Origin of the sequence: Streptomyces sp. 3214.6 (assembly GCF_900129855.1) — a bacterium.
Lineage (GTDB): Bacteria > Actinomycetota > Actinomycetes > Streptomycetales > Streptomycetaceae > Streptomyces > Streptomyces soliscabiei.
Map to the genome: position 1 here is coordinate 2,981,392 of NZ_LT670819.1, position 26,091 is coordinate 3,007,482.

A 26,091-nucleotide genomic window follows, 5' to 3' on the forward strand; every position below is an offset into this window, starting at 1 on the left:
GGCGGTTAGTCCTCCCCCAGGATCTGCGGCACCTTGAAACGCTGCTGCTCCTGGGCCGGGGCGCCGGAGAGCGCCTGCTCGGGGGTGAGCGACGGACGGACCTCGTCCGCCCGCATGACGTTCGTCAGCGGGAGCGGGTGCGAGGTCGGCGGTACGTCTTGGTCGGCGACCTCACTGACGCGGGCGACCGCGCCGATGATGTCGTCAAGCTGTCCCGCGAAGTGTTCGAGCTCTTCGGGCTTCAGCTCCAGACGCGCCAGCCGGGCGAGGTGGGCGACCTCCTCGCGCGTGATGCCAGGCATGCAGCGTTCCTCTGGGGTGGAGTGAGTGTGTGGTTTGGGCCTAATCCTAGGGGGCGGTGACGCATGCCCGTGAAACGGTTTCCGCCGCTCGTCGGCTTCCGTCAGCTTCGGCGGCCTTCCCAGGCGTCGCTGCGCAGGAAGTGGGTGTCGTAGAGCTCCTGCACTTCCAGGAGGCTTTCGGGGGTGGTCTCGCCGAGGCGGATGCGCTGGAGGTGGCGGAAGTAGTCGAAGCGTTCCACACCCGGGGCGATCACGATCAGGAGGTCGGCGATGCTGCCCGGGGCGGTGGCGAAGGCATGCGGACGGTTCGGCGGGACGATGACGAGATCGCCGCGTTCGGCGGTGACGACGTCCTCGCCGGAGAGGACCTCCGCCTCGCCGTCGAGCAGGAAGAACATCTCGGCGGAGTTGCGGTGCAGGTGGGGCCGGGCGCCGTCGGCGCCCTCCCCGAGGGTGACGCGCACGGTGGACAGCGCGCCGCCGGACGCGCTGCTGTCGGCGAGCAGTTTGATGCCTACGGGTGCGCCGCCGAGGACCTCGGCTTCGGCGTCGCGGACGATGACGGTCTCGTCGAACTGGGGTACGAACAAGGACATGACGTTTCCCCGGCTTCCTTGGTGGGCGTTCTCGGACTGGACTCGAGGCGGCAAAGCATCGAAAGAATGTCTAGCGCTGCTAGAATTCAGCTGGGGCAGCGGAGTCCAAGCACCCTGAGGCGCGGCGGCCGTCTCCCGGAGGCCGCGTGCGCTCGGCGCCTGCACCCGCTGTTCGCCACTTCGTGGCGCAGGCGAGGTGAGACCGCTGTCCGCCCGGGCCGAACCGGGGGCGGGCAGGGAGCGGTCAGTCCTCGGTGGCTGCTGCCGGGAGGGCCGCCGCGGGGCGTTGCCAGCCGCGTGAGCCGCGGGCCCGCAGCCATGCCGTCGTCTCCTCGGGAGGCATCGCCGCGGCCACCAGCCAGCCCTGCACCGCGTCGCAGCCCAGGTCGCGCAGGCGTTCCCAGGTCTCGTCGTCCTCGACGCCCTCGGCGACCACCAGCAGCCCCAGGGAATGCGCGAGGTCGACCGTGCAACGCACGATCTCCGCGTCCTCGGTGTCGACGGCCAGCCGGGCCACGAAGGAGCGGTCGATCTTCAGCTCGCTGACGGGCAGCCGGCGCAGGTGCACCAGTGAGGAGTAGCCGGTGCCGAAGTCGTCGAGGGACATCTTCACGCCGTGCCCGGTCAGCCCGTTGAGGGTGGCGGCGGCGCGCTGCGGATCCTCCAGCAGGACGTGTTCCGTTATCTCCAGTTGGAGCGCTCCCGCTGGCACTCCGTGCCGGGCCAGCCGGGCGGCCACCGACCCGGCGAAGCCCGGTGTGTGGACGTCGCGCGGGGAGACGTTCACCGCGACCGGCACGAACAGCCCCTGGGCCCGCCACTGCGCGACCTGCGCGAGCGCCGTCTCCAGCACGTACTCCGTCAGATGCGGCATCAGGCCCGACGACTCGGCGATCGCTATGAACTCGTCCGGCGGCACCTTCCCCCGCTCCGGGTGCACCCATCGGACCAGGGCCTCCAGCCCCGCCACCTGCCCGTCGAAGCGGACCTTCGGCTGGTAGTGGAGTTGCACCTCGTGCGCGTCGAGCGCGCGCCGCAGGTCGCCCAGCAGACCGAGCCGGTCAGGGGTGTTGGAGTCGCGCTTGGACTCGTACACCTCCACGCCCGTGCGGTCCCGCTTGGCCTGGTACATCGCCACGTCGGCCCGGCGCAGCAGGCCCTCCGCGTCGAGTGCGTGGTCGGGGAAGACGGCGACGCCGGCGCTGGCCTCCAGGACGAGCGTGAGCCCGTCGAGGTCGAGGGGCGAGCTGAGGTCGGAGACCAGGGCGCGGGCGATCCGCGCCGCCGAGGTGGTGGAGTCGGCGACGGGCAGTAAGACGGCGAACTCGTCCCCGCCGAGCCGCGCGACCTCCGCCCCGCGCGGCAGAGCGACCCGCAGCCGCTCGGCTATCTGGAGCAGCAGCCGGTCACCGGCGAGATGCCCGAGGGTGTCGTTGACCGAACGGAAACGGTCGAGGTCGATCAGCATCAGGGCGGCCCGGGCGCCGATGCGCTCGGCGTCGTCCAGGGCGGTCCAGATGCGCTCCAGGAGCCACTGGCGGTTGGGCAGCCCGGTGAGCGGGTCGCGCAGTTGCTCCTCGGCGCGGGCGCGGGCTATCCACAGGGTGGAGTCGAGGGCGAAGAGAGGGATGGCGAACAGCGGCAGCAGGATCGGCTTGGCCACGGCCACCACACAGATCAGCGGGGCGATGCCCAGCAGGGCGACCGCGACCAGGCCCTGTCTGACCAGCGCCGTCCGGGCGACGGTGGGCAGCCCGCCGGAGCGCGGGGCGGGCAGATACCAGAGCAGGACGCGGGTGACGGCGAGGTAGGCGACGGCCACCAGGACCACCTGGGGGCCGGTGTAGACCGTCCAGCTGTCGGGGGTCCAGGGGCGCTCCACGGACGGTATCCGCCCGCAGGCCGCCAGCAGCAGCGCGCCCACGCCGATGCCGAGGATGTCCACCGCGCCGTGCAGAACCCCCTGCCGCCAGCGGTGGCGCCGGGCTATGCCGACCAGGACGACGACGGTGAGGCTGACCATGCCGGCGGGCACCCAGCCGTACAGCAGCAGGACGGCGAGGGTGAGGGCGGCGCCGGAGCCGGTGCCGCCCCACCAGCGGGCGCGGCCGAGCAGGACCAGGTGGCCGACGATCACGCCGGCCAGCACGGCCAGGGCCCAGCCCACCGTGCCGGACGGGAAGAGGGCGTGGTTGTCGGTGAAGGCGCGGTAGAAGCCGGCGCCGAGGGCGAAGCCGGCCGCCGCGACGACGGCGGCGGGCAGCGCGGGCCAGGACAGCTGCCGGTCGGATTCGGCGTCGGGCAGCCCGGGGTGCGGGGCGGCGGAGGCGCGGTAGTTCAGGGTGGGGTGCGGCGTTGCGTTGAGGGGCGCGCGCTGCGGTGCGGTGTGCGGTACGTACTCCTGTGCGCCCGGATGTCGCCCGGAGCGCGCCGTCCACCTCTCCCACCAGACGCCGGCGACGCGGCGTCGGCGCAGCCGTGAGTCCGGGGCGGCGCTCTCGGTCGGTTCCATTCCCGTCCCTCTCACAGCCGGCGGTGCCCACGCCACGCGGCCCGTTGCCCGACAACCCCGGGCGGCGCCGCGTTGGAAAGCCCTTCCCCTTGCTCACCAGGAACACAGGGATGCCCCGACCGCAGCTGGGCACGGCAGGCGCACATATCAACAGTAGGCCGCAGAAGGCTTCCACGGGCAGCGGTCGTCGACGGTTGCCCGAATGCGCCCCGGCCACCCGTATGCATCTGGTATGCGCCGATCGGGTGGCCTTCAACCGCCACTGTTCGCTACTCCTCGGTCGGAAGGGCCACTTCGGCAGCCGCCTCGGGCCCCTGTTCCAACAGGACGGTGAAGCCGTCCTCGTTCAGAACCGGCACCTTGAGCTGCATCGCCTTGTCGTACTTCGATCCAGGATTGTCACCCACAACGACGAACGACGTCTTTTTCGAAACAGAACCGGTCACTTTCGCTCCACGGCTCTGCAGGGCGTCCTTGGCGCCGTCACGGGTGAAGTGTTCGAGGGTGCCGGTGACGACGACCGTCAGCCCCTCGAGGGGGCGCGGGCCTTCGTCCTCACCCGAGCTCTCCTCCTCCATGCGGACGCCCGCGGCCTTCCACTTGCGCAGGATCTCCTGGTGCCACTCCTCGGCGAACCACTCCTTGAGGGAGGCCGCGATGATGGCGCCCACCCCGTCGGTGCCGGCCAGTTCCTCCTCCGTGGCCTGCTCGATGCGCTCGATCGAGCGGAACTCTCGGGCCAGCGCCTCGGCCGCGACCGGACCGACATGACGGATCGACAGGCCGGTGAGGATGCGCGCCAGCGGGCGCTCCTTGGCCGTCGCGATGTTCTCCAGCATGGCGAGCGCGTTCTTCTTCGGCTCGCCCTGCTGGTTGGCGAAGACCGTGGCGATCTTCTCCTCGCCGGTCTTCGGGTCCCGCTTGGGCAGCCCGCTGTCCTGGTCGAGGACATAGGCCTTGATGGGCAGCAGTCGGTCGATGGTGAGGTCGAAGAGGTCGCCCTCGTCGGCCAGCGGCGGGTCCCCCGGCTCCAGCGGCTTGGTGAGGGCGGCCGCGGCGACGTACCCGAAGTGCTCGATGTCCAGCGCCTTGCGGCCCGCCAGGTAGAACAGGCGCTCACGCAACTGGGCCGGGCAGGTACGGGCGTTGGGACAGCGCAGGTCGACGTCGCCCTCCTTCATCGGCCGCAGCGGCGTCTCGCACTCGGGGCACTCGGACGGCATCACGAACTCGCGCTCGCTGCCGTCGCGCAGGTCGACGACCGGACCGAGGATCTCCGGGATGACATCACCGGCCTTGCGCAGCACCACCGTGTCGCCGATGAGGACGCCCTTGGCCTTGACGACGTCCTGGTTGTGCAGGGTGGCGAACTCGACCTCGGACCCGGCCACGGTCACCGGCTCGACCTGGGCGTACGGCGTCACCCGGCCCGTACGACCCACACCCACACGGATGTTGACGAGCCGGGTGTTGACCTCCTCCGGCGCGTACTTGTACGCGATCGCCCAGCGCGGCGCACGCGCCGTGGAGCCGAGCCGCCCCTGGAGGCGGATCTCGTCGAGCTTGACGACCACGCCGTCGATCTCGTGCTCCACCGAGTGCCGGTTCTCGCCGTAGTACGCGATGAACTGCCGTACGCCGTCGAGGTCGCCGACCACCCTGTTGTGCGGGGAGGTGGGCAGGCCCCAGCCCTTGAGGAGTTCGTAGGCCTCGGAGAGGCGGCCCAGGCCCTCGTAGCCCTCCAGGGCGCCGATGCCGTGCACCACCATGTGCAGCGGGCGGGAGGCGGTGACGCGCGGGTCCTTCTGACGCAGTGAACCGGCCGCCGCGTTGCGCGGGTTGGCGAAGGGCTTGTCGCCGGCCTCGACCAGACGGGCGTTGAGCTCCTCGAACTTCTCCATCGGGAAGTAGACCTCGCCGCGGATCTCCACGAGGGAGGGGACGCCGTCGCCTTCGAGACGGTCCGGGATCTCCGCGATGGTGCGCACGTTGGGTGTGATGTCCTCGCCCGTGCGGCCGTCGCCGCGGGTCGCCGCGCGCGTGAGGCGGCCGTTCTCATACGTGAGGTTGACGGCGAGACCGTCGACCTTCAGCTCGCACAGGAAGTGGTACGCGGAGGCGCCGACGTCCTTGTGGACGCGCTCGGCCCAGGCTGCGAGCTCCAGGTCGTCGAAGGCGTTGTCGAGCGACAGCATGCGCTCGCGGTGCTGGACGGCCGTGAACTCCGTGGCGTACGCGCCCGCGACCTTCTGGGTCGGCGAGTCGGGCGTGCGCAGCTCGGGATACTCCTCCTCGAGCGCCTCCAGGGCGCGCAGGAGCCTGTCGAACTCCGCGTCGCTGACGACGGGAGCGTCCTTCACGTAGTACCGGAAGCGGTGCTCCTCGATCTGCTCAGCGAGCTGCGCGTGCTGCTCCCGTGCCTCGGTGGGCACCGTCGTCTCCGCTTGCCTGTCGCCGGCCACCGTGTTGTCCTCCCGTTACTCTGGGTTGTCCGCGAGGGATCTCGCCGCCCGGACGCAGTGGGCGAGGGCCTGGCGGGCGTACGCGGGGGAAGCCCCCGCGAGGCCGCACGTCGGCGTGAGCGTGACCGCCTCCGTGAGAAGCCCCGGTTGCAGCCCCAGCCTGCGCCACAGCGTCCTGACACCCATGACGCTACCGGCAGGGTCTGACAATGCGGAGTCCGTGCCGGGCACGACACCGGCGAACAGCCGGGTGCCCGCTTCCACCGCCTCACCGATCGCGTCGTCGTCACGTTCGGTGAGCAGCGAGAAGTCGAAGGAGACCGCCGCCGCACCGGCCCGGCGCAGGAGCGCGAACGGGACGTCGGGGGCGCACGAGTGGACCACGACGGGGCCGTCGCCATGCACCCCGACGAGGTCCCGGAGCGTCGACTCCACGATCTGCCGGTCGACGGCGCGGTGGGTGCGGTAGCCGCTGGCGGTCCTGACGTGGCCGCGGAGCACGGCGGTGAGGGACGGCTCGTCGAGCTGGAGCACGAGCCGGCCGCCGGGTACGCGGCGACGGACCTCGGCGAGGTGGTCGCGCAGGCCCTCGGCGAGGGAGCCGGCCAGGTCGCGGCAGGCGCCGGGGTCGCCGAGCACGGCCTCGCCGTTCTTCAGCTCCAGCGCGGCGGCGAGCGTCCAGGGGCCGACCGCCTGCACCTTCACCTGTCCCTCGTAGCCCTGGGTGAACTCCTCCAGCGCGTCGAGGTCCTCCCCCAGCCAGGACACGGCCCGCCTGGTGTCCCGTCCCGGCCGGTCGCCGAGCCGCCAGCCGCTGGGCTCCACGCGCGCGTACAGCTCGACGAGCAGGCCGGCGGTGCGGCCGATCATGTCGGCGCCGGGTCCTCGGGCGGGCAGTTCGGCGAGGAACGGGAAGTCCTCGAAGGACCCCGTGACGGTCTTGGCGGTCTCACGGGCGTCGCCGCCGGGCATCGAGCCGATGCCGGTGGCTCCGCCGAAGCTGAACTGAGTGCTGTTGCTCACCCCGGAAGCCTACGTACACATCCGCGGGGAGGCGCCGTCACGTTCCCGGTCGTACCGTCAGGTCGTTGACCTCGGCGTCCCGGGGCAGATCGAGGGCCATGAGGATCGTCGTCGCCACCGACTGCGGATCGATCCACTTCGACGCGTCGTACTCCTTGCCCTCCTGCTGGTGGACCTTGGCCTGCATCGGGCTGGCGGTGCGGCCCGGATAGACGGAGGTGACCCGGACGCCGTTGCCGTGCTCCTCGTGACGGAGCGCGTCGGCGAGGGCCTTCAGGCCGTGCTTGGACGCCGCGTAAGCGGACCAGACGGCGTGGGCGTTGAGGCCCGCGCCCGAGTTCACGAACACCACGTGGCCGTGTGCGGCCCGGAGTTGGGGCAGGAGGTGCCGGGTCAGCTCGGCCGGGGCGATCAGGTTGACGTTGAGCTGGTGGCGCCAGGACTTGGGGGTGAGGTCGCCGACCGGGCCGAGGTCGACCACCCCCGCGATGTGCAGCAACGAGTCGACCCGGTCCGGGAGCGACTGGTGCGAGAAGGCCCAGCTCAGCTTGTCGGGATCGGCCAGGTCGCCGACGAGGGTCCGCGCGCCGGGGAACTCCGCCGCGAGTTCCTTCGCGCGGCCCGCGTCGCGCGCGTGCAGCACGAGGTCGTCCCCGCGCGCGTGCAGAGCGCGGGCGACGGCCGCGCCGATGCCGGAGCCCGCTCCGGTGATCACATGAGTAGCCATGTCCGCCATGCTCGCATCGGCGAGGGGCTACGCGATCCCCTCGCTCTCCTCCAGGTAGGCCAGCGCGCCCACCGGCTCCTCCGCGAAGAACACCAGGTCGGTGAGCGGGCGGGGCAGGAACCCCTCGTCCTCCATGCGCCGGAACTGCTGCTTGAGGCCGTCGTAGAAGCCCGCGGTGTTCAGCAGGACGACCGGCTTTTCGGTGTGGCCGTGCTTCTTCAGCTCCAGGATCTCGGTGGCCTCGTCGAGCGTGCCCGTGCCACCGACCATGATCACCACCGCGTCGGCCTTCTCCAGGAGCAGCCGCTTGCGCTCGGCGAGATCACGAGCGATCACCATCTCATCGGCTCCGGGCCGCGTCTTGGCCGCGAGGAAGTCCACCGACACCCCGCACAGCCGGCCGCCCGCCTCCTGCACACCGTCGGCGACCACCTTCATCAGGCCGACGTCGGAACCGCCCCAGACGAGCGTGTGGCCGCCCTTGCCCAGCAGTTCGGCGAACTCGCGCGCGGGGCGTGTGTAACGGTCGTCGAGGTCGGCGGCGGAGAGGAAGACACAGATACGCATGCGGCCACCGTACGCGGGAAGAACCGGCGGCCGGCGGGTGCTTCTCCGGTATGAGCGAAGGACACACGATCACGATCGAGCAGGGCGACCAGCACCTCAGGGTCGTCCACGGAGACCATGTGCTGGCCGAGACCGAGCGGGCGCTCGTTCTGCGCGAGACCGGCTGTCCGGTGCGGTACTACATACCCGCCGAGGACGTACGGCTCGACCTCCTGACCCCCTCCGACACCCACACGTACTGCCCCTTCAAGGGCACGGCGTCCTACTGGTCGCTGCCGGACGCGGCGGACCTCGTCTGGGCCTATCCCGATCCCAAGCCCGACGTCGCCGAGATCAAGGACCATCTCTGCTTCTACGAGGTGACCGTCTCTCCGGCTTGAGGTCGGAGCGCGCGCCCGGGTGCGACCGGTGCTCCCCCCTTCGGCACCGGTCGCACCCTCATGCGCGTTTCTCAGGGCCGGCTGTCGCCGGGAGGCGGTTGCCTCAGATGTTGCTGCTGCCGAGGGGGGAGCACCGGGTTCCCTGGCAGACCTTGAAGTAGACCGTGCCGCGCGACTCGTCGAGCTCCAGGTTGTAGGTGTAGCCCGTGTCGTAGTCCACGGGCACGCGGAGCGTCGCCGCGCCGTTGAGGGCGGAGTTGTAGGCCCACTTCACGTGGACCGCCTTGCCGTCGTGCACGTTGTCCCAGATCTCGAAGATGTCGCCGTAGCTGCGGTAGACGACCCCCGCCTGGTTGGGATCGTTGGCGCTGGCGAGCCGGACGCTCCCGTCGGCCTGGGCGGGGGAACCCGCGATGCCGATCGCGAGCGCGGCACCTGCGATACCGGTCATCACATGACGGACCTTCATGACACTCCTCATTTCGGATTGTGGCGCGGTGCGCCTCGGGTGGAGCCCGTTGTGCCGAGAGCCGGCCGGGCACCACCGAGACTGCTGACCGTCGAGGAGCATGAGCAACAGCCCACGGCTGTCCCGGACAGAGAGGGAGCTGTCCGGGCTGGTCAGAGCGTTGTCCGGATTCTGTTCCGGACAACGGGGCATGACCGAATCCACGGTTGTCCCGTGCCTCATGGCTGCAACACGATGCAGGGATGGGGAATCTGGGAGAGCTGTCGCCGTACGAGGCCCGGGACGCCGCCGGCTTCGTCGCGTCGATGCAGCGGCTCAAGGAGGGCGCCGGGCTGACGTACCGCGAACTGGAGGAGCGGGCCGCCCACAACGGTGACGTGCTGGCCCGCAGCACGCTGGCCGACATCCTGCGGCGCACGAGCCTCCCCCGCCCCGATCTGCTGGCGGCCTTCGTCCGCGCCTGTGGGGACGGGGAGCGGGTCGACGCCTGGCTGGACGCCAGAGAGCGGATCGCCGAGCGGGACACCGCGGTGCCCGGGCCCGGCGGAGAGGCCGACGGCGAGAGCGCGCCGCGGACCGAGGAGACATCCGGCGGACGGCCCCGCCGGGCCAACGGCCGCACCGTCCTGCTCGCGGCCGGTATCGCCGTTCCGCTGCTCGCCCTGGCCGCCTGGGGACTGCTCCCGGAGACCTCCGAGGGCTCCGGAAAGGCCGACGGTTCCGGGGCCGGGGCCTCGGCCGTCCCGGGCACCGCTTCCCGGGCCCCGGTCGACGGCTGGGTCACCGTGCGCCCGCTCCGCAGACCGGACCTCTGTCTGACGGACGGCCGCGACCGCCGCGGCGCCTACGGGAGCGCCGTCGCCGTCCAGCTGCCGTGCGCCCGGGCGACCGTGCCGCGCACCTACCTCGAACCGTTCGGCGAGGGCTTCTACCGCGTCCAGTGGCATCACCCCCAGCTCGGGAAGGGGTGCCTGACGGTCATGGACACCGGTCCGGTGAAGGGCATGCTCGAACCCCGGGACGACTGCGACCAGGGCACCCTGTTCCGCTTGGAGGCCGCCGCCGACGCCGCCGAGGGCTTCCGGCTTCGTCCGGCCCACGGCACCACCTGCATCGGGCTGACCGGCGACGAAAGTACCGAGGGCGCCGAGGCTGTCGAGGAGCGCTGCACCGGCGCGGCCGACCAGCGGTTCCTCATCCGCGCGGACTGACGGTCGGCGGGCTCCCGGCCCCGCCACCCCGACAAGTTCCGTCCCGTCTGACAGTCTCGACAGACATGGACAAGAAGACGCTTTCACGCGACGGCACCGCCATCGCGTACGAACGGAAGGGACAGGGTCCCGCGATCGTCCTCGTCAGCGGGGCGATGTCCACGGGCGGCACCATGGCGCCCCTGGCCGGGCTGCTCGCGAGCCGCTTCACGGTCTTCTGGTACGACCGCCGGGGCCGCGGCGAGAGCGGCGACACGGCGCCGTACGCGGTGCAGCGCGAGGTCGAGGACCTGGCGGCCCTCATCGACGCGGCGGGCGGCGAGGCGGCGCTGTACGGCATCTCGTCGGGCGGCGCGCTGGTGCTTCACGCGGCGGCCGCCGGGCTGCCGGTGCGCCGGGTCGCGGTGTACGAGACGCCGTTCGCCCTCGACGAGGAGGAGGCCAAGGCGCGCGCCGAGTACACGGCGAACCTCACCGAGGCGCTCGCGCAGGGCCGGCGCGGCGACGCCGTCGAGCTGTTCCTGCGGCTGACGGGGCTGGCCGACGAGATGATCCGGGGCGCCCGTCAGTCGCCGATGTGGGAGGGGATGGAGGCCATCGCGCCGACCCTCGCCTACGACGACTCGGTCATGGGCGGCGGGCTGGTGCCCCGGGAGCGGCTGGCCTCGATCGGCGTCCCCGTGCTGGCCGTGGCGGGCGAGGAGAGCCCGCCGTGGCTGCGCGAGGCCGTACGCGCCGTGGCCAAGGCGGCCCCGGACGGCACGTACCGGACCCTCGAGGGCCAGACGCACATGGTCGACCCGAACGTCCTGGCGCCGGTGCTGGCGGAGTTCTTCGCCCGGTAGGTCAGGACACGTCGGCCGTCGCCCGCACCGTGGACGCGATCGTCGCCGAGCCCACCACGCGGGTGTCGTCGTACAGGACGATCGCCTGGCCGGGGGCCACGCCTCGGACGGGCTCGGTGAACGTGACCTCCAGGCGGCCGTCGATCAGTTCGGCCGTCACCTCGGTCTCGCCGCCGTGGGCGCGCAGTTGGGCGGTGTAGGCGCCGGGGCCGGTGGGGGCGGCGCCGCACCAGCGGGGCTTGATCGCGGTCAGGGCGGTCACGTCCAGGGCGGCGGCCGGGCCGACCGTCACCGTGTTGTCGACCGGGGAGATGTCCAGGACGTAGCGCGGCTTGCCGTCGGCGGCCGGGGTGCCGATGCGCAGCCCCTTGCGCTGGCCGATGGTGAAGCCGTACGCGCCCTCGTGGGTGCCGATCTTCGTGCCGGACTCGTCGACGATGTCGCCCTCCGCCTTGCCGAGGCGCTTCGCGAGGAAGCCCTGGGTGTCGCCGTCGGCGATGAAGCAGATGTCGTGCGAGTCGGGCTTCTTGGCGACGGCCAGGCCTCGGCGCTCGGCCTCCGCGCGGATCTCGTCCTTCGTGGTCACCGTGTCGCCGAGGGGGAAGAGCGCGTGGGCGAGCTGCCGGTCGTCCAGGACGCCGAGGACGTACGACTGGTCCTTGGCCATGTCGGAGGCGCGGTGGAGTTCCCGGGTGCCGTCCTCGCGAACGACGACCTGCGCGTAGTGCCCGGTGCAGACCGCGTCGAAGCCCAGCGCGAGCGCCTTGTCGAGCAGGGCGGCGAACTTGATCTTCTCGTTGCAGCGCAGGCAGGGGTTGGGGGTGCGGCCGGCCTCGTACTCGGCGACGAAGTCGTCGACGACGTCCTCGCGGAAGCGGTCGGCGAGGTCCCAGACGTAGAACGGGATGCCGATGACGTCGGCGGCGCGGCGGGCGTCGCGGGAGTCCTCGATGGTGCAACAGCCTCGCGCGCCCGTGCGGAACGACTGCGGGTTCGCGGAGAGCGCGAGGTGGACGCCGGTCACGTCATGGCCGGCTTCCGCGGCGCGGGCGGCGGCGACGGCGGAGTCGACTCCGCCGGACATGGCGGCGAGTACGCGAAGGGGGCGGGGGCGCTGCGAGGTCTCAGTCATAACCCTTCCAGGGTACGGGTCGCCGGGAACCGGAATCCGCGCATATCCGTTGACGATCACGAGGGGCGAGGAAGGGCGCGGACATGGGGGACAAGAACAGCGATTCCGACCGGCGGATCGGGCGGCGCGCGCTGCTGATCGGCGGCGCGGTGGCGGCCGTCGGCACCGGGGTGTTGGCGCGTGATGAGCTGGCGCGGCTGTACTGGCGGCTGCCGGGCGTGCGCAGGAAGCGGGTGGCGGGTGCCGTCGACTTCGTGGGCGCGCGGTGGGTGGCGGCGTCGGAGGCGAACTTCCGCTGGGCGGACCGGCCGGACGACTACGGGATCGACATGGTCGTCGTCCATGTCACGCAGGGCGATCTCGCGAGCGCGGTGAAGGCGTTCGAGGACCCGGGGCACAAGGCGGCCGCGCACTACATCGTCGCCCAGGACGGGCACGTCACGCAGATGATCCGCGAGCTGGACGTGGCGTACCACGCGGGCAACCGCGCGTACAACGAGCGCAGTGTCGGCATCGAGCACGAGGGCTTCGTGGACCGGCCGGAGGACTTCACCGACGCCATGTACGCCGCCTCCGCGCGGCTGACGGCCGCGATCTGCCGGCGCTACGACATACCCGTCGACCGCGAGCACATCATCGGGCACGTGGAGGTGCCGGGCACGGACCACACCGACCCCGGCAAGCACTGGGACTGGGACCGGTATCTGCGGCTCGTGCGGGCGGCGCGTACCGCTGTCACCTGAGCATCAGCCGTGAGTGTCGGCCGTCCGATGTGTCCCGCACCCCGAAGATGACCTGCATGCCACCAACTTGGCTAGCGTTCAAGGGAGTTGGCGTACACGGCGGCCGCACAGCCTCCTCGGCTCGCTCCTCGTTTCGCCTCGGCATGATCCGCCGCACAGGCCCTGGGCGGTGTCAGCGCCCCGCGCCCGTTCAGGGCGCGGGTTACGTCAGTCCCGCCGCGCGGGCCCGTTCCACCGCCGGGCCGATGGCCTTGGCGACTGCCTCGACGTCGGCCTCGGTGGAGGTGTGGCCGAGGGAGAAACGCAGGGTGCCGCGGGCCAGGTCGGGATCGGTGCCGGTGGCGAGCAGAACGTGGCTGGGCTGCGCGACGCCGGCGGTGCAGGCGGAGCCGGTGGAGCACTCGATGCCCTGGGCGTCGAGCAGCAGCAGCAGGGAGTCGCCCTCGCAGCCGGGGAAGGTGAAGTGGGCGTTGGCCGGGAGGCGGTCCACGGGGTCGCCGCCGAGGATCGCGTCCGGGACGGCCGTACGGACCGCGTCGATCAGGGCGTCGCGCAGGGCGCCGATCTCGCCGGCGAACCACTCGCGCTGCTCTGCCGCGAGGCGTCCGGCGACCGAGAAGGAGGCGATCGCGGGGACATCGAGGGTGCCGGAGCGGACGTGGCGCTCCTGGCCACCGCCGTGCAGGACGGGGACGGGGGTGTACTCGCGGCCCAGGAGGAGGGCGCCGATGCCGTACGGGCCGCCGATCTTGTGACCGGAGACCGTCATCGCGGCGAGGCCGGAGTCGGCGAAGGAGACGGGGACCTGGCCGAAGGCCTGGACGGCGTCGGCGTGCAACGGGACGTCGAACTCGGCTGCCACGTCCGCGAGTTCGCGGACCGGCATGACCGTGCCGATCTCGTTGTTCGCCCACATGACGGTGGCGAGGGAGACGTCGTCGGGGTTGCGGGCGATCGCTTCGCGGAGCGCTTCGGGGTGGACCCGGCCGTAGGAGTCCACCGGCAGGTACTCGACCGTGGCGCCCTCGTGTTCACCGAGCCAGTGCACGGCGTCGAGGACCGCGTGGTGCTCGACGGGGCTGGCCAGGACTCGGGTGCGGGCCGGGTCGGCGTCGCGGCGGGACCAGTACAGGCCCTTGACCGCGAGGTTGTCGGCCTCGGTGCCGCCGGAGGTGAGGACGACCTCGCTGGGGCGGGCGCCTAGCGCTTCCGCGAGGGTCTCACGGGCTTCCTCGACCGTACGGCGGGCCTGTCGGCCGGCCGCGTGGAGGGAGGAGGCGTTACCGGTGATGCTCAGGTGCGCGGTGAGTGCCTCGACCGCCTCGGGGAGCATCGGGGTGGTCGCGGCGTGGTCGAGGTATGCCATGGTGGCCCCGATTCTACGGGCCCGAACAGTCGGCCTCGCTGCGAGGTGCGCCGAATCACCCGGCGCTGTCGGCAGTCAGAAGCAGTCAGAAGTTCCAGGAGATCGTCGAGTCCGCCTGCATGAAGGCCACCAGGACCACGAGGTCGGCGATGCCCAGGGTCAGGCCGAGGTAGGCGCGGCCGCGGCGGGCCGTGCCCCGCCAGAGGGCGACGGCCGCCAGGACGATGGCGATCGGGCCGAGGAAGACGTTGAGGACGAGCAGGCCCAGGAGGCCCAGGATGAAGGACGCGACGGCCATTCCGTCGGCGTCCTGGACACCGGTGCGGCTCGCGGCCGGGGCGGTGAGTTGCATGGTTGTTCAGAGCTCCTGTGGGTCAGTGGGTCGAGGTCTGCCGGCGGCGGCCGTGGCGCTCGCGGAGCGCGAAGATGCCGAGCCAGGCGGCGATCACGGTGGCGGCGACGAGGGTGAAGGCGAACGGCGCGTGGGCGACGGCGCCCATGACGACGCCGAACAGCAGCAGTGCGGCAACCAGGAACAGCATGGGATCGGATCCCCCTCCGTAAATTTTGGGTGAACAGTTGTAGTAACAGTTGTTCACTGACTTAGAGTCTAGCGCGCCTCGCGACTTTCCAATTCCGGAGAACAGTTGTTAACTGGATGACATGAGTCACACCTTCGGCATCAGGCAGGCCCAGAAGCAGAAGACCCGGCAGGCACTCCTGGACGCGGCCTTGGGGCTGCTGGAGGAGCAGAGCCTGAGCAGCCTGGGCCTGCGTGAGGTCACCCGTGCCGTCGGTGTCGCCCCCACCGCCTTCTACCGGCACTTCCGCTCCACCGAGGATCTGGGCGTCGCCCTCGTCGAGGAGGCGCTGGGCAGCCTGCACCCGATGATCCGGACCACGGTGACCACGGCCGACAGCAGCGAGGAACGCATCACCCGCGCTGTCGAGTTGATCGCGGGCCATGTGAGCGCGTACCCCGCGCACGTCCGCTTCATCGCCCGTGAGCGGCACGGCGGGGTCCAGCCGGTGCGGGAGGCGATACGGGAGCAACTGGGCCGGTTCGCCGAGGAGGTGAGGGCCGAGCTGGCCAAGGACGCCGAGGCCGAGGGCTGGAGCGACGACGATCTGCTGATGCTCTCGCATCTCTATGTCGACCAGATGCTCATCACGGCCTCGCTGTTCCTGGAGGCCCTGGAGGCCTCGCCGGAGGACCGGGAGCGGGTCAGCCGGCTCGCGACCCGTCAGATGCGGCTCATCAGCATCGGCCGCCACCACTGGCTGGACTGAAACGTCCGACAGTCACTTCGACAGGCACCCCGACACCCCCGACAGACAGATACAGGGGCGGCGCACTCGTTCGCGTAGTTCCCGAGTGCGCCGCCCTGTGGGTGAACCGCCGATCAGCCCTGCTGCTGGGCGTGCTACCCCTGCTGCCCCTGGCCGCCGCCCGGCCCGCCGCACCCGCCGCCGCCCTGGCCGCCGCCCGGACCGCCCCCGCCGGGGCCGCCGCTCGGAGCGCCGGACGGGACACCGGTCGTGGTGCCGGTCGGGGTGCCCGTCGGCTGCCCCGAAGGAGCGCCGCCGGCCGCACCGCTCCGCGCGCCCATAGAACCTCCCGAGGGGGCGCCGCTCGGCATGCCCGAGGGATTGCCGGACGGCGCCTGGCAGGACTGCACGCCGGACGTGCCGCTGTTCGAGGAGGAGTCGCCCGAGCCGCAGGCCGCCAGGGCGAACGGGGAGAGCGCCAGCAGCGCCACCGCGGGGATGAGACGGACGGGCATCAGCGCACGCTTCATGAGAGACAGCTCCAGGGAAGACGAGGAGAACCTGAGGCGGGAACTCAACCAACGGCGCCTTGGCCTTCCTTCGGCCTCCTCTGTCCCCTGCCTGTGATTCAGGTAAAGCGCCCCTCGAGCAACCAGCCCTCAGCCGAGCCTGACGCGCGCCAGTTGCCGGGACTGCGCGACCAGTCGGTCCGCGCTGTCCCAGACCTCGGCGTCCTCCTCCAGGAAGCCGCCCGCGAGGTTGCGGGTGGTGAGGGAGACGCGCAGCGGGCCGGGGGCCGGACGGCAGCGGACGTGGACCGTCAGCTCGACCGTGGGGACCCAGCCGCGCAGGCCGATCTCGAAGGCGGTGGGCGGCAGGGCGTCCACGGCGAGGAGCAGGGAGAGCGGGTCGGGGTCGCGGCCGTCCTTGAGGCCGAACCAGGCCCGCATCTCGCCGTTGCCCGAGGGCGCTCCGAGCGCCCAGCCGAGGGTGGCCGGGTCGAGCTTGAGCATCAGCCGGTCGGTGATGGCGGAGCTGCCGTCGACGGGGACCGGTCCGCCCTCGGGGCCGAAGCACTGCTCCATCGGCGGGATCATGGGCGGCTTCGCCGTCGTGCGGACGTCGTCCGGGAGGGTGTCCAGGTCGCCGTAGGAGGCGAGGACGCGGATCCGCTCGACCTCGGCGCCGTCCTCGTCGTACTGGAAGAGCGAGGCCTGGCCGGTGGACAGGGTGCGGCCGGTGCGGACGACGTCCGTGCGGACGACCGCGGGGCCGGGCCTGGAGGCGGTGAGGTAGTGCGCCGAGATCGTGAAGGGGTCGCGGTGCGGCAGGGCGTCCGCGAGGGCTCGGCCGAGGACGGCGAGGAGGTAGCCGCCGTTGACGGCGCTGATGATCGTCCAGCCGGCCGAGAGGTCGATGTCGTAGACCCCCGGTGCTCGCGGGGTGAGCGCGGTGTCGCGATCGAACTCACTGTCGCCGATGACGGCCCGCCGGGCGGCCGCGGTAGCTGCTTCTGGCATGGCTGAACGGTACAACAGTTGATTACTAAGCGGTAGCTTTCCCAGGTGGCGAGGCCGCTGCGGGCTGCATCCGCAGGCACGGGAGGATGAGACTCTCTTGAGAGTTCCGCAATTTCTTGGTAAGTGTCCAAACTCGTCCGTAACCTCGACGGCGTTTTTTCCCTCTGCAAGGACATGAGCCTCACCGGGACTCCGTTCCTCTTCACCTTGATCGCGCTGTCCGTCGTCGCCGTCGCAGTGCCACTGCTGCTGTGGTCGCGGCTGCGCGGACCGCTGATCCTGCGGGCCTTCGCCCGGGTGCTGATGCTGTTCTTCGCGCAGGGCACGGCCGTCGCCCTGGTCTTCGTGCTGGTCAACAACAGCAACAACCTGTACGACACCTGGGACGACCTCCTGGGCACGGGCAACCATGTGGCGCAGGCCGCCGACCTGGGCGCCGACGGCACCGGCGGCATCGCGCTGGACAAGCTGCCCAAGGTCGCGCAGAAGTTCAGCGAGGCCAAGGGTCCGGGCCTGCAGGGGGTGCGCGTCACCCAGCTCAAGGGCCGCGTCTCCGGCATCAACGCCGAGGTCTACGTCTGGCTGCCCCCGCAGTACAACCAGCCCGCGTACGCGAAGAAGGCCTTCCCCGTCGTGGAGCTGCTGCCTGGCTACCCGGGGTCGGCGAAGTCCTGGTTCGGGTCGATGCACGTGGCCACGCAGTTGGAGCCGCTGATGCGCAAGGGCAAGGTCGCGCCGTTCATCCTGATCGCACCGCGCACCACGCTGCTGCCCGGCGTCGACACCGGCTGCGCCAACGTGGCGGGCACCGTCAACGCCGACAGCTGGCTGAGCATCGACGTGCCGAAGATGGTCACGGACAACTTCCGGGCCCAGCCGGCGCCCAAGGGCTGGGCCGTGGCCGGCTACTCGGCCGGCGCGCACTGCGCGGTCAAGCTGGCCATCGCCCACCCCAACCGCTACCGGGCCGCGGTCAGCCTGTCCGGCTACAACGACCCCATCGGCGAGCCCAACTCGCTCACCGCCCAGGACCCGGCGCTGCGCAAGTCCACCAACCCGTACCTGATGCTCCGCAAGGCGACCGCCCCGCCGGCCGTGGCGCTCTACGTCTCCGGCGAGCCGAACGACGGCTATCAGGCGGGCCTGGCCCTGCAGAAGGTGGCGAAGGCACCGACCACCGTGAAGGTGATCTACATCCCGAAGAACGCGGGCGGCCACACCATGGCGCTGTGGCGGCCGCAGGTGGTGCCGGCGTTCAAGTGGCTGACGACACAGCTCAACCAGCACGGGCTCGCCGCCGGTGCTACTCCTCACGCACCGTCGAACGCCGATTCCAAGCGCGAGGCGCTCGCCAGTGGTAGCGCATCGCGAGAAGCCGCAGGACGAAAGCGGTGACGGCGGCCAGACCGCTGGCCAACGGGGTGAGCACGTCGTAACGGATGCAGAGCACCACCATGGTGGCGCCGACGATCGCCGGGACCGCGTAGAGATCGCGGTCCCAGCGCAGCAGTGACGGCACCTCGTTGGCCAGCACGTCGCGCAGCACGCCGCCGCCGACGGCGGTCGCGAGCCCCAGGGTGGCCGAGGCGGTGAGGCCGAGCCCGTGGGCGTACGCCTTCGTCGTGCCGGTGACGCAGAACAGGCCGAGTCCTGCCGCGTCGAAGATGTTCACGCCGGTCTGGATGCGCTCCACCTGCGGGTGAAGGAAGACGACCAGCAGGGCGGCGAACAGCGGCGTGAGGAAGTACCCCAGGTCGGTGAAGGCCGCCGGGGGCACGGCCCCGATGACCAGGTCCCGGAACAGCCCTCCGCCCAGCGCGGTGACCTCGGCGAGCATGGCGATGCCGAACACGTCGAAGTTCTTGCGGACGGCCAGCAGCGCGCCGGAGATGGCGAACACGAAGATGCCGACGAGGTCGAGCGTGTGCTGGACGGAGGGACTGAAGATCTGCTGGATCACCCTTACATTGTCACCCAGCAGCGACTGTGAACCTTACAAACCCAGGCCGTACGGCATCACAGGGTGGGTTTCCCTGTGGTGAAGAGCCAGGTCTGGAAGAGGTCGTCGAGCTGCTGCCCGGAGATCCGCTCGGCGAGGCGGACGAAGTCGTCCGTGTCCGCGTTGCCGTAGCGGTGCAGCTCGGTCCAGGCGGGGAGCAGTTTGAAGAAGGCGGCGTCGCCGATGCGCTCGCGCAGCACCTGGAGGGTCATCGCGCCGCGCTGGTAGACCGCGGAGGCGAACATGGTGTCGCGCTGCGGGTCGCCGACGGTGATCTGCCAGAAGGCGTTGTCGGCGGGGCGGGAGTTGTAGCCTGCCAGGAAGGAGTCGTGCGCCGAGCGGGTGCCCTGGTGCTCGGCCCACAGCCACTGGGCGTAGGTGGCGAAGCCCTCGTTGAGCCAGATGTCCTTCCAGTGCGCGACCGAGACCGAGTCGCCGAACCACTGGTGGGCCAGTTCGTGCACGATCGTCGACTCGTTGCGGACGGCCGAGTACACCGGCTTGGACTGCACCTCCAGCGAGAACCCGGCCTCCGGCATATCGTCGACGATCGCGCCGGTCTCCTCGAAGGGGTACGGGCCGAAGACCTGCGACCAGTAGTCGGTGGCGGCCGCGGTGACGCCGTACACGTCGACGTTGTTGCTGTTCGCGAGCACCGGGTCGATCGCGACGTAGATCGGGGTGCCGCCGGGCGTCGTCCCGGTCTTCACGTCGAACTTCCCGATCGTGGCGGTCGCGAGGTAGCTCGACATCGGCTTCGTCTCGCGCCAGTGCGTGTACGTCGAGCCGCCCTTGTCGTACGTCGAGACCAGCCGGCCGTTGGAGACGGCGGTCAGGCCCTTCGGCGCCTTGACGTGGATGTCGTAGGTGGCCTTGTCCGAGGGGTGGTCGCTGGACGGGAACCAGGTGGACGCGGCGTTGGGCTCGCAGGCGACGAAGACGCCGTCGGTGGTCTTCATCCAGCCGTAGTCGGAGCCGAAGACGATGGGGCCGCCGAGGGGTTCGGGGACGCCGCCGTAGGTGACGGCCACCTCGAAGGTCGCTCCCTTGCGGATCGCTCCGCGCGGGGTGATGCGGATCTCGTCGCCGTCGCGGGTGAACCGCGCCCGCTTGCCGTCCACTTCGACCCGGGTGACCTCCAGTTTCTGCAGGTCCAGATCGAAGGACGAGAGGCTCTGGCCGGCCCGCGCAGTGATCGTCGTACGGCCGTCGAGGCGGTCGGTGTCGGGGTTGTAGGCGAGGGCGAGGTCGTAGTGGCGGGCGTCGAAGCCGCCGTTGCCGAGCTGAGGGAAGTACGAGTCGCCGATACCGGCCGATCCGGGGGTGGGAGCGGAGGACGCGGCGATGGCGAAGAAAGAAGCCGCCGCGGTGGCGACGGCGACTAAGCGTGACGAACGGGAGAGTCTCATGGGTCATCCCTTTCGAACGTGTACCGATAAGTCGGACACGGATGACTCTGGACCCTCCCGTTCAATCATGTACATGACTTTGCCAACTCGTCATGCGTTACTTGTCGGTTGACTCCTGGCCTTCGGCCTTCGCGGTCCCGGCCGGCTCGGCAGCCTCCTCGGCGGCAGACGGCTCTTCGGCAGCCTCCTCGGCGGCAGACGGCTCTTCGGCAGCCTCCTCGGCAGCAGACGTGGCCTCGGGAGAGGACGTCTCCTCGGCAGCCGCCTCCGTCTCCGCGGACTCCGCGACCTCCGCGACCTCCGCCGCCACCGCCGCCGAGGTCTCCGCGGACTCCGCGAGGACCTCGTCGGCCACCAGCTCCGCCGCCTCCTTCGCGACCGTCAGCAGGACGGTGTCCTGCGGAGCCTGGTCCGCGAAGTTCTCCGGGTGGTGGCAGGCCACCTGCTGGCCGGGCCGCAGCTCGACGAGCACCGGCTCCTTGGTCTTGCAGATCTCCGTCGCCTTCCAGCACCGGGTGTGGAAGCGGCAGCCGCTCGGCGGCGAGATCGGCGAGGGGACGTCGCCCTTGAGCAGGATCCGCTCGCTCTTGGCGTTCTTGCGCTTCGGGTCCGGGATCGGGACCGCCGACATGAGCGCCTTGGTGTACGGGTGCATCGGCGACTTGTAGAGCAGGTCGCGATCGGCCAGCTCCACGATCTTGCCGAGGTACATCACCGCGATGCGGTCCGAGACGTGCCGGACCACCGAGAGGTCGTGCGCGATGATCACGTACGTGAGGCCGAGCTCCTCCTGGAGGTCGTCCAGCAGGTTCACGACCTGGGCCTGGATCGACACGTCCAGGGCCGAGACCGGCTCGTCCGCCACGACCAGCTTCGGGTTCAGCGCGAGCGCGCGGGCGATGCCGATGCGCTGACGCTGACCGCCGGAGAACTCGTGCGGGTAGCGGTTGTAGTGCTCGGGGTTGAGACCCACGACCGACAGCAGCCGCTGCACTTCCTTCTTGACGCCGCCCTCGGGCGTCACGCCCTGCAGCTTGAAGGGAGCGCCGACGATCGTGCCGATGGTGTGGCGCGGGTTCAGCGACGAGTACGGGTCCTGGAAGATCATCTGCACGTCGCGGCGCAGCGGACGCATGCCGTTCACGCCGAGGTGGGTGATGTCCTTGCCCTGGAACTCGACCTTGCCGCCGGTCGGTTCGAGCAGCCGGGTGATCAGCCGGCCCATCGTCGACTTGCCGCAGCCGGACTCGCCCACGACGCCGAGCGTCTCGCCGGAGCGGACCTCGAAGTCGATGCCGTCGACCGCGTGCACCGCCCCGACCTGCCGCTGGAGCAGGCCCTTCTTGATCGGGAAGTGCTTCTGCAGCCCACTGACCTTCAGCAGCACCTCGCCGGGGGCGGCGTCCTCGGTGAGGGTCGCGCCCTGCTCCGTGGAGCCGTCGGCCTGTGCGGGAATGGTCACCGCTTTCTCGTCGTCACTCACAGCTTCGGCGCAATCTCTTCGGTCCAGATACGCTCCCGCTGCTCCTTGCCCAGGTGGCAGGCGGCCCAGTGCCGGCTGCCGACCTCGGCCAGCTCCGGACGGACCGTGCGGGTGACGTTGTCCTTCGGGAGGTCCGCGTACGGGCAGCGCGGGTTGAAGGCGCAGCCGGACGGGATGTTGATCAGCGAGGGCGGGGAGCCCTTGACCGGGATCAGGCGCTCCTGCTGCTCACGGTCCAGGCGCGGCATCGAGCCGAGCAGACCCCAGGTGTAGGGGTGCCGGGGCTCGTAGAACACCTTCTCGGCCGGGCCCCGCTCGACACAGCGGCCGCCGTACATCACCAGGATGTCGTCGGCGAGTTCGGCGACGACGCCCAGGTCGTGGGTGATGACGATGACCGCGGAGCCGAACTCCTTCTGCAGGTCGCGGATGAGGTCGAGGATCTGCGCCTGGACGGTCACGTCCAGGGCGGTCGTCGGCTCGTCCGCGATCAGCAGTTCGGGGTTGTTGACCAGCGACATCGCGATCATGGCGCGCTGGCGCATACCGCCGGAGAACTCGTGCGGGTAGCTGTCCACCCGCTTGTCCGGCTGCGGGATGCCCACCCGGTCGAGCATCTCGACCGCACGGCGCTTGGCGGTCTTCTTGTCGACGTTGTGGTGGATCCGGTACGCCTCCACGATCTGCTGACCGATCGTGTAGTACGGGTGCAGCGCCGACAGCGGATCCTGGAAGATCATCGCCATCTCGCGGCCGCGCAGCTTGCGCACGTAGTCCGGGTCGGCGGACAGCAGCTCGGTGCCGTCCAGCCAGATCTCGCCGGAGATCTGGGCCTTGCGCTTGCCGTACTGACCGGCGGTGTGCAGGCCCATGATGCCGAGCGACGTCACCGACTTGCCGGAGCCGGACTCGCCCACGATGCCGAGGGTCTTGCCCTTCTCCAGCTGGAAGCTGAGCCCGTCGACGGACTTGACCAGGCCGTCGTCGGTCGGGAAGTGCACCTTGAGGTCGCGCACTTCGAGGAAGGACGTCGGCGCGGGCGAAGCGGGGGTGGGCTCGCCCACGGCCGCTCCGCTCTTGCTGAGTTCGGTCACGTGAGCCTCACTCGGGGGTCGATCACGGCGTACAGGATGTCCACCACGAGGTTGGCGACGAGCACCGCGAGGGAAGTGATCAGGGTCACACCCACGATGATGGGCAGGTCCTGGTTGCGGATGGCGTCCAGCACGGCCCGGCCGAGACCGGGCAGGTTGAACGTGGACTCGGTCAGGATCGCGCCGCCGATGAGGGCGCCGAGGTCCATGCCGAGCATGGTGAGGATGGGCGTCATCGTCGAGCGCATGGCGTGCTTGCCGATGACGGTCTGCTCCTTGAGGCCCTTCGCCCGGGCGGTGCGGATGTAGTCCTCGCCGAGGATCTCCAGCATGGTGGCGCGGGTGATCCGGGCGTACATCGCCGCGTACAGGAAGGCGAGGGTGATCCACGGCAGGATCATGCCGCCGAGCCAGCCGGAGAAGCTGTCCGCCAACGGCACGTACTGCGCGTCGATCCAGTGGAGCCCGAAGGCGAAGATCGCCAGGCTCAGCATGCCGGTGAAGTAGATGGGCAGCGACACACCCGCCAGGGCGACGACCATCGCGCCGCGGTCCCACAGGGTGCCCCGCTTGAGCGCGGAGAGCACGCCCGCGGCGACACCGAAGATCAGCCACAGCACGGCGGCGCCGAGCGCGAGCCCCAGGGTCACCGGGAAGCGGTCGGTGAGCACCGGCCAGACGGCCTGCTCGCTGCGGAAGGAGTAGCCGAAGCAGGGCGCGGCGCAGTGGATGGTGTCTCCGCCGCCCGAGTAGGTGCGGCCGGCGAAGATGCCCTTGAAGAACTCCCAGACCTGGGAGTAGATCGGGTCACCCAGACCCAGCTTCTGGCGCACGCCCTCGACGGCGGCAGGGTCGGCCTGCTTGCCCACGAAGCTCAATGCGATGTCCACGCCCGCCCACTTGGGGACGAGGAAGAAGATGCCGAAGACCACCATGATGATGGCCACGAGCATCACTGCGGCGGCGAACAACCGCCTGATGAGGTAAGCGAGCACAGCTCTCGGCCCGCCGCGGACCGCGGGCCACCGGAGGTCGTCCGATGGCCCGCGATCACGCCGCGCCGGCCTTCACCTGCCTTTCGTGCCGTTCGGCGGGTGTGCCGGGTTTACTTCTGCGGGTTCTTCAGACCGAGGTTCACGAAGTCGTACTGACCGCTGTAGCCATCGGTCGTGTAGACGTTGGCCAGGTTGTCCCCGCGCCAGTTGATGAACTTCTCGAAGACGAAGGGCAGGTAGTACGCGCCCTCCATCACCTTGTGGTTGATCTCCGTGGCGACCTTGGCCTTGCCCGCGTTGTCCAGGGTGGTGACGTAGGTGTCGAACAGACCGTCGATCGCCTTGTCGTTGATCAGCGCGTAGTTGTTGTTACCGCTCTGCTGGATGTACTTGCTGTCCCACAGCGGCAGACCGAAGCCCTGGACGGACGGGAAGTCCGGACCCCAGCCCATGATGATGATGCCGTAGCCCTTCTTCTTCACGTTCGAGGGGCTGCCGATGATGCCGGTGGTCTGCGAGCCGTCGAACTGGTCGATCTCGGCGTTGATGCCGATCTTCTTCAGCGACGCCTGCAGGGACTGGGCGGTGGCCACCTCGACCGGCTTGTTGTTGCGGACCGCGATGGTGGTCTTGAAGCCGTTCGGCTGACCGCAGGCCTTCAGGGCCTCCTTGGCCTTGGCCTCGTTGCCGCTCTTGTTGGCACCGGCGATCTCGTACGGGTCGTACTTCTGGCCCTCGGAGCCCGGGACGGACGGCGGCAGCATGTTGGTGCCGATGTCGCCACCGGCGACCGGGCCGCCACGGGCGGTCTGCAGCGACACGTGGTCGGCGCCGTAGATGACGGCCTTGCGGCACTCGATGTTGTTGAACGGCGCGACGCTCTGCGGGAAGACCGCGTAGCGGATGTAGCCGGAGACCGGGTTGTCCAGGTTGGCCTTGTGCTCCTTCAGGGCGGTGGTGCGGCCCTGCGGGGACATGCCGGTCTGGGTCAGGTCGAGGTCCAGGTCACCGCTGAGCAGACGCTGGTCGAGCTGGTTGGCGTCCGAGAAGAACTGGATGCTGATCTTGTCCGGGTAGGCCTTGCGGACCGGGTCCGAGGCCTGCTTCCAGGACGTGTTGCGGACCAGGGTCAGCTCCTTGCCGGGGCTGTACGACTGGAACTTGTACGGGCCGGAGGAGAACGGGTGCAGCTGGTACTTGGCCTTGGTGTCCTGGTCCTGGCGGACCGGGGAGGCCGAGATCAGCGCCAGCATCTCCTGGAAGTCCGAGTTGGCCTGCGGCAGCTTGAAGACGATGGTCTTGTCGTCCGGCGTCTCGATGGCCTTCAGACCCAGCTTGTCCGCGGACGTGTCCTTGTAGGGGCCCTTGTACTCGCCCTTGGGGTCCAGCACGTCCTTCAGGTACGTCGGACCGCCGGACAGCACGTCCTGCGCCCACACACGCTCGATGCCGTACTTCACGTCCTTGGACGTGATCGGCTTGCCGTCCTCCCACGTGACGCCGTCGCGCAGCGTGTACGTGTAGGTCTTGCCGTCGGCGGAGACCTTGGCGAGACCCGTGGCGAGGTCCGGGGTGAGCTCCGCGCCGGCCTTGCCCGGCTCCGCCTTGTTCGTGACGAGCTGGCGGCTGTAGTAGCGGGCGAAGTTCCACATCATGCCGTAGTAACCGCGCGTGGTGTCCCACGAGTCGGCGTCCTGGGCACTGCCGAACTTCAGCGTGCCGCCCTTCTTGGCCAGCGAAGCCTGAGCGACCTTGTTGTTCGCGGCGTCGAAGCCGGCGGCGCCGGTGCTCGAGCCCTTGTCGTCGTCTCCGCCACCGCCGCACGCCGCCGTGGTCAGCAGCGCGGCGACCGCGGCGGCAGCGGCAAATGCCTGCTTCCGCCGCCCTGAGGTGCGTTGGGTAGTCACGATCTCGGATCCTCCGGATTGATGAGAGACCCCGTGTGAAGGCCACGGGACGGTTGAGGTGCTGTGCGTCGGAGCGTCAG

The 26,091-nt window shown here is 70.3% G+C and carries 26 protein-coding genes; 6 read left to right on the top strand and 20 right to left on the bottom strand.

Annotated elements, in window-relative coordinates; all coding sequences use genetic code 11:
- Nucleotides 1-5 precede the first annotated feature (5 nt).
- From gatC to B5557_RS13280, 7 genes are all read right to left on the bottom strand, one after another.
- Entirely contained in the window at nucleotides 6-302 is a 297-nt protein-coding gene (gene gatC, locus B5557_RS13250; RefSeq protein WP_007384860.1) for an Asp-tRNA(Asn)/Glu-tRNA(Gln) amidotransferase subunit GatC, read from the bottom strand.
- A 101-nt stretch (nucleotides 303-403) separates the two neighbouring features.
- Nucleotides 404-898, bottom strand: coding sequence for a cupin domain-containing protein (locus B5557_RS13255; RefSeq protein ID WP_079659318.1), 495 nt, complete (start codon nucleotides 896-898; stop codon nucleotides 404-406).
- A 244-nt stretch (nucleotides 899-1,142) separates the two neighbouring features.
- Nucleotides 1,143-3,410 (bottom strand): putative bifunctional diguanylate cyclase/phosphodiesterase, encoded by a 2,268-nt coding sequence (locus B5557_RS13260; RefSeq protein ID WP_079659319.1) that lies wholly within the window; start codon nucleotides 3,408-3,410, stop codon nucleotides 1,143-1,145.
- A gap of 269 nt (nucleotides 3,411-3,679) precedes the next feature.
- Nucleotides 3,680-5,872, bottom strand: a complete 2,193-nt coding sequence (ligA, locus tag B5557_RS13265; RefSeq protein ID WP_079659320.1) for an NAD-dependent DNA ligase LigA — start codon at nucleotides 5,870-5,872, stop codon at nucleotides 3,680-3,682.
- A 15-nt stretch (nucleotides 5,873-5,887) separates the two neighbouring features.
- Nucleotides 5,888-6,895 carry a methionine synthase gene (locus B5557_RS13270; protein ID WP_079659321.1) on the bottom strand — a complete coding sequence of 336 codons (1,008 nt, stop codon included), beginning with the start codon at nucleotides 6,893-6,895 and terminating at the stop codon, nucleotides 5,888-5,890.
- Between the two features lie 37 nt (nucleotides 6,896-6,932).
- A complete protein-coding gene (locus tag B5557_RS13275) occupies nucleotides 6,933-7,631 on the bottom strand; it encodes an SDR family oxidoreductase (RefSeq protein ID WP_079659322.1) in 699 nt (232 codons plus the stop codon).
- A gap of 18 nt (nucleotides 7,632-7,649) precedes the next feature.
- Nucleotides 7,650-8,189 (bottom strand): TIGR00730 family Rossman fold protein, encoded by a 540-nt coding sequence (locus B5557_RS13280; protein ID WP_079659323.1) that lies wholly within the window; start codon nucleotides 8,187-8,189, stop codon nucleotides 7,650-7,652.
- A 50-nt stretch (nucleotides 8,190-8,239) separates the two neighbouring features.
- On the opposite strand from B5557_RS13280, the gene B5557_RS13285 reads away from it, so the two are divergent.
- On the top strand, nucleotides 8,240-8,569 hold the full coding sequence (locus B5557_RS13285; protein ID WP_079659324.1) for a DUF427 domain-containing protein: 330 nt from the start codon (nucleotides 8,240-8,242) through the stop codon (nucleotides 8,567-8,569).
- A 103-nt stretch (nucleotides 8,570-8,672) separates the two neighbouring features.
- Here the strand turns inward: B5557_RS13285 and B5557_RS13290 are convergent, their stop codons facing one another.
- Nucleotides 8,673-9,038: a hypothetical protein gene (locus tag B5557_RS13290; protein ID WP_079659325.1), complete on the bottom strand. Its 366-nt coding sequence runs from the start codon at nucleotides 9,036-9,038 to the stop codon at nucleotides 8,673-8,675.
- 242 nt (nucleotides 9,039-9,280) lie between these two features.
- On the opposite strand from B5557_RS13290, the gene B5557_RS13295 reads away from it, so the two are divergent.
- Both B5557_RS13295 and B5557_RS13300 read left to right on the top strand, forming a co-directional pair.
- Nucleotides 9,281-10,249 (top strand): RICIN domain-containing protein, encoded by a 969-nt coding sequence (locus B5557_RS13295; protein WP_231976343.1) that lies wholly within the window; start codon nucleotides 9,281-9,283, stop codon nucleotides 10,247-10,249.
- A 65-nt stretch (nucleotides 10,250-10,314) separates the two neighbouring features.
- Nucleotides 10,315-11,094 carry an alpha/beta fold hydrolase gene (locus B5557_RS13300; protein WP_079659326.1) on the top strand — a complete coding sequence of 260 codons (780 nt, stop codon included), beginning with the start codon at nucleotides 10,315-10,317 and terminating at the stop codon, nucleotides 11,092-11,094.
- 1 nt (nucleotide 11,095) lies between these two features.
- Here B5557_RS13300 and mnmA read toward each other — a convergent pair whose 3' ends face one another.
- On the bottom strand, nucleotides 11,096-12,226 hold the full coding sequence (gene mnmA, locus B5557_RS13305) for a tRNA 2-thiouridine(34) synthase MnmA (protein WP_079659327.1): 1,131 nt from the start codon (nucleotides 12,224-12,226) through the stop codon (nucleotides 11,096-11,098).
- Nucleotides 12,227-12,309: 83 nt separating this feature from the next.
- Between mnmA and B5557_RS13310 the strand changes: the two genes are divergently transcribed.
- The gene (locus tag B5557_RS13310) at nucleotides 12,310-12,969 is read left to right on the top strand and encodes an N-acetylmuramoyl-L-alanine amidase (RefSeq protein ID WP_079659329.1); all 660 of its coding nucleotides are present in this window, start codon (nucleotides 12,310-12,312) and stop codon (nucleotides 12,967-12,969) included.
- Nucleotides 12,970-13,171: 202 nt separating this feature from the next.
- Here the strand turns inward: B5557_RS13310 and B5557_RS13315 are convergent, their stop codons facing one another.
- The 3 genes from B5557_RS13315 to B5557_RS44205 all read right to left on the bottom strand — a co-directional run bounded on the left by B5557_RS13315 (nucleotide 13,172) and on the right by B5557_RS44205 (nucleotide 14,877).
- On the bottom strand, nucleotides 13,172-14,335 hold the full coding sequence (locus B5557_RS13315) for a cysteine desulfurase family protein (RefSeq protein WP_079659330.1): 1,164 nt from the start codon (nucleotides 14,333-14,335) through the stop codon (nucleotides 13,172-13,174).
- An 85-nt stretch (nucleotides 14,336-14,420) separates the two neighbouring features.
- The gene (locus tag B5557_RS13320) at nucleotides 14,421-14,687 is read right to left on the bottom strand and encodes a DUF4190 domain-containing protein (protein ID WP_079659332.1); all 267 of its coding nucleotides are present in this window, start codon (nucleotides 14,685-14,687) and stop codon (nucleotides 14,421-14,423) included.
- A gap of 22 nt (nucleotides 14,688-14,709) precedes the next feature.
- Entirely contained in the window at nucleotides 14,710-14,877 is a 168-nt protein-coding gene (locus B5557_RS44205; protein ID WP_099935894.1) for a hypothetical protein, read from the bottom strand.
- Between the two features lie 121 nt (nucleotides 14,878-14,998).
- Between B5557_RS44205 and B5557_RS13325 the strand changes: the two genes are divergently transcribed.
- Nucleotides 14,999-15,625: a TetR family transcriptional regulator gene (locus tag B5557_RS13325; protein ID WP_079659333.1), complete on the top strand. Its 627-nt coding sequence runs from the start codon at nucleotides 14,999-15,001 to the stop codon at nucleotides 15,623-15,625.
- Nucleotides 15,626-15,759: 134 nt separating this feature from the next.
- Here B5557_RS13325 and B5557_RS13330 read toward each other — a convergent pair whose 3' ends face one another.
- Nucleotides 15,760-16,134, bottom strand: a complete 375-nt coding sequence (locus tag B5557_RS13330; RefSeq protein ID WP_079659335.1) for a hypothetical protein — start codon at nucleotides 16,132-16,134, stop codon at nucleotides 15,760-15,762.
- Nucleotides 16,135-16,263: 129 nt separating this feature from the next.
- On the bottom strand, nucleotides 16,264-17,124 hold the full coding sequence (locus B5557_RS13335) for a thioesterase family protein (RefSeq protein WP_079659336.1): 861 nt from the start codon (nucleotides 17,122-17,124) through the stop codon (nucleotides 16,264-16,266).
- 174 nt (nucleotides 17,125-17,298) lie between these two features.
- On the opposite strand from B5557_RS13335, the gene B5557_RS13340 reads away from it, so the two are divergent.
- Nucleotides 17,299-18,519 carry an alpha/beta hydrolase gene (locus B5557_RS13340; RefSeq protein ID WP_079659338.1) on the top strand — a complete coding sequence of 407 codons (1,221 nt, stop codon included), beginning with the start codon at nucleotides 17,299-17,301 and terminating at the stop codon, nucleotides 18,517-18,519.
- Here B5557_RS13340 and B5557_RS13345 read toward each other — a convergent pair.
- The 6 genes from B5557_RS13345 to B5557_RS13370 form a co-directional block, all read right to left on the bottom strand.
- Nucleotides 18,428-19,084 carry a trimeric intracellular cation channel family protein gene (locus tag B5557_RS13345; protein ID WP_079659339.1) on the bottom strand — a complete coding sequence of 219 codons (657 nt, stop codon included), beginning with the start codon at nucleotides 19,082-19,084 and terminating at the stop codon, nucleotides 18,428-18,430. The two genes, B5557_RS13340 and B5557_RS13345, sit on opposite strands and share 92 nt — an antisense overlap.
- Nucleotides 19,085-19,140: 56 nt before the next feature.
- The gene (locus tag B5557_RS13350) at nucleotides 19,141-20,532 is read right to left on the bottom strand and encodes a M1 family metallopeptidase (RefSeq protein ID WP_079659341.1); all 1,392 of its coding nucleotides are present in this window, start codon (nucleotides 20,530-20,532) and stop codon (nucleotides 19,141-19,143) included.
- A gap of 97 nt (nucleotides 20,533-20,629) precedes the next feature.
- Nucleotides 20,630-21,994: an ABC transporter ATP-binding protein gene (locus tag B5557_RS13355; RefSeq protein WP_162499667.1), complete on the bottom strand. Its 1,365-nt coding sequence runs from the start codon at nucleotides 21,992-21,994 to the stop codon at nucleotides 20,630-20,632.
- A gap of 17 nt (nucleotides 21,995-22,011) precedes the next feature.
- Nucleotides 22,012-23,109: an ABC transporter ATP-binding protein gene (locus tag B5557_RS13360; protein WP_079659344.1), complete on the bottom strand. Its 1,098-nt coding sequence runs from the start codon at nucleotides 23,107-23,109 to the stop codon at nucleotides 22,012-22,014.
- Nucleotides 23,106-24,104, bottom strand: a complete 999-nt coding sequence (locus tag B5557_RS13365; RefSeq protein WP_079659345.1) for an ABC transporter permease — start codon at nucleotides 24,102-24,104, stop codon at nucleotides 23,106-23,108. Before B5557_RS13365 ends, B5557_RS13360 begins: the two co-directional genes overlap by 4 nt.
- 110 nt (nucleotides 24,105-24,214) lie before the next feature.
- Nucleotides 24,215-26,011 (bottom strand): ABC transporter substrate-binding protein, encoded by a 1,797-nt coding sequence (locus B5557_RS13370; RefSeq protein ID WP_079659347.1) that lies wholly within the window; start codon nucleotides 26,009-26,011, stop codon nucleotides 24,215-24,217.
- Nucleotides 26,012-26,091 lie beyond the last annotated feature (80 nt).

What these genes read in the sequence shown, in the direction of transcription:
- B5557_RS13335 (WP_079659336.1), bottom strand. Translation starts at nt 17,124, where the DNA reads ATGCCAGAAGCAGCTACCGCGGCCGCCCGGCGGGCCGTCATCGGCGAC.
- B5557_RS13275 (WP_079659322.1), bottom strand. Translation starts at nt 7,631, where the DNA reads ATGGCGGACATGGCTACTCATGTGATCACCGGAGCGGGCTCCGGCATC.
- B5557_RS13340 (WP_079659338.1), top strand. Translation starts at nt 17,299, where the DNA reads ATGAGCCTCACCGGGACTCCGTTCCTCTTCACCTTGATCGCGCTGTCC.
- mnmA (WP_079659327.1), bottom strand. Translation starts at nt 12,226, where the DNA reads ATGACTGAGACCTCGCAGCGCCCCCGCCCCCTTCGCGTACTCGCCGCC.
- B5557_RS44205 (WP_099935894.1), bottom strand. Translation starts at nt 14,877, where the DNA reads ATGCTGTTCCTGGTTGCCGCACTGCTGCTGTTCGGCGTCGTCATGGGC.
- B5557_RS13300 (WP_079659326.1), top strand. Translation starts at nt 10,315, where the DNA reads ATGGACAAGAAGACGCTTTCACGCGACGGCACCGCCATCGCGTACGAA.
- B5557_RS13295 (WP_231976343.1), top strand. Translation starts at nt 9,281, where the DNA reads ATGGGGAATCTGGGAGAGCTGTCGCCGTACGAGGCCCGGGACGCCGCC.
- B5557_RS13255 (WP_079659318.1), bottom strand. Translation starts at nt 898, where the DNA reads ATGTCCTTGTTCGTACCCCAGTTCGACGAGACCGTCATCGTCCGCGAC.
- B5557_RS13350 (WP_079659341.1), bottom strand. Translation starts at nt 20,532, where the DNA reads ATGAGACTCTCCCGTTCGTCACGCTTAGTCGCCGTCGCCACCGCGGCG.
- B5557_RS13290 (WP_079659325.1), bottom strand. Translation starts at nt 9,038, where the DNA reads ATGAAGGTCCGTCATGTGATGACCGGTATCGCAGGTGCCGCGCTCGCG.
- B5557_RS13315 (WP_079659330.1), bottom strand. Translation starts at nt 14,335, where the DNA reads ATGGCATACCTCGACCACGCCGCGACCACCCCGATGCTCCCCGAGGCG.
- B5557_RS13285 (WP_079659324.1), top strand. Translation starts at nt 8,240, where the DNA reads ATGAGCGAAGGACACACGATCACGATCGAGCAGGGCGACCAGCACCTC.
- gatC (WP_007384860.1), bottom strand. Translation starts at nt 302, where the DNA reads ATGCCTGGCATCACGCGCGAGGAGGTCGCCCACCTCGCCCGGCTGGCG.
- B5557_RS13310 (WP_079659329.1), top strand. Translation starts at nt 12,310, where the DNA reads ATGGGGGACAAGAACAGCGATTCCGACCGGCGGATCGGGCGGCGCGCG.
- B5557_RS13260 (WP_079659319.1), bottom strand. Translation starts at nt 3,410, where the DNA reads ATGGAACCGACCGAGAGCGCCGCCCCGGACTCACGGCTGCGCCGACGC.
- B5557_RS13320 (WP_079659332.1), bottom strand. Translation starts at nt 14,687, where the DNA reads ATGCAACTCACCGCCCCGGCCGCGAGCCGCACCGGTGTCCAGGACGCC.
- B5557_RS13325 (WP_079659333.1), top strand. Translation starts at nt 14,999, where the DNA reads ATGAGTCACACCTTCGGCATCAGGCAGGCCCAGAAGCAGAAGACCCGG.
- B5557_RS13280 (WP_079659323.1), bottom strand. Translation starts at nt 8,189, where the DNA reads ATGCGTATCTGTGTCTTCCTCTCCGCCGCCGACCTCGACGACCGTTAC.
- B5557_RS13330 (WP_079659335.1), bottom strand. Translation starts at nt 16,134, where the DNA reads ATGAAGCGTGCGCTGATGCCCGTCCGTCTCATCCCCGCGGTGGCGCTG.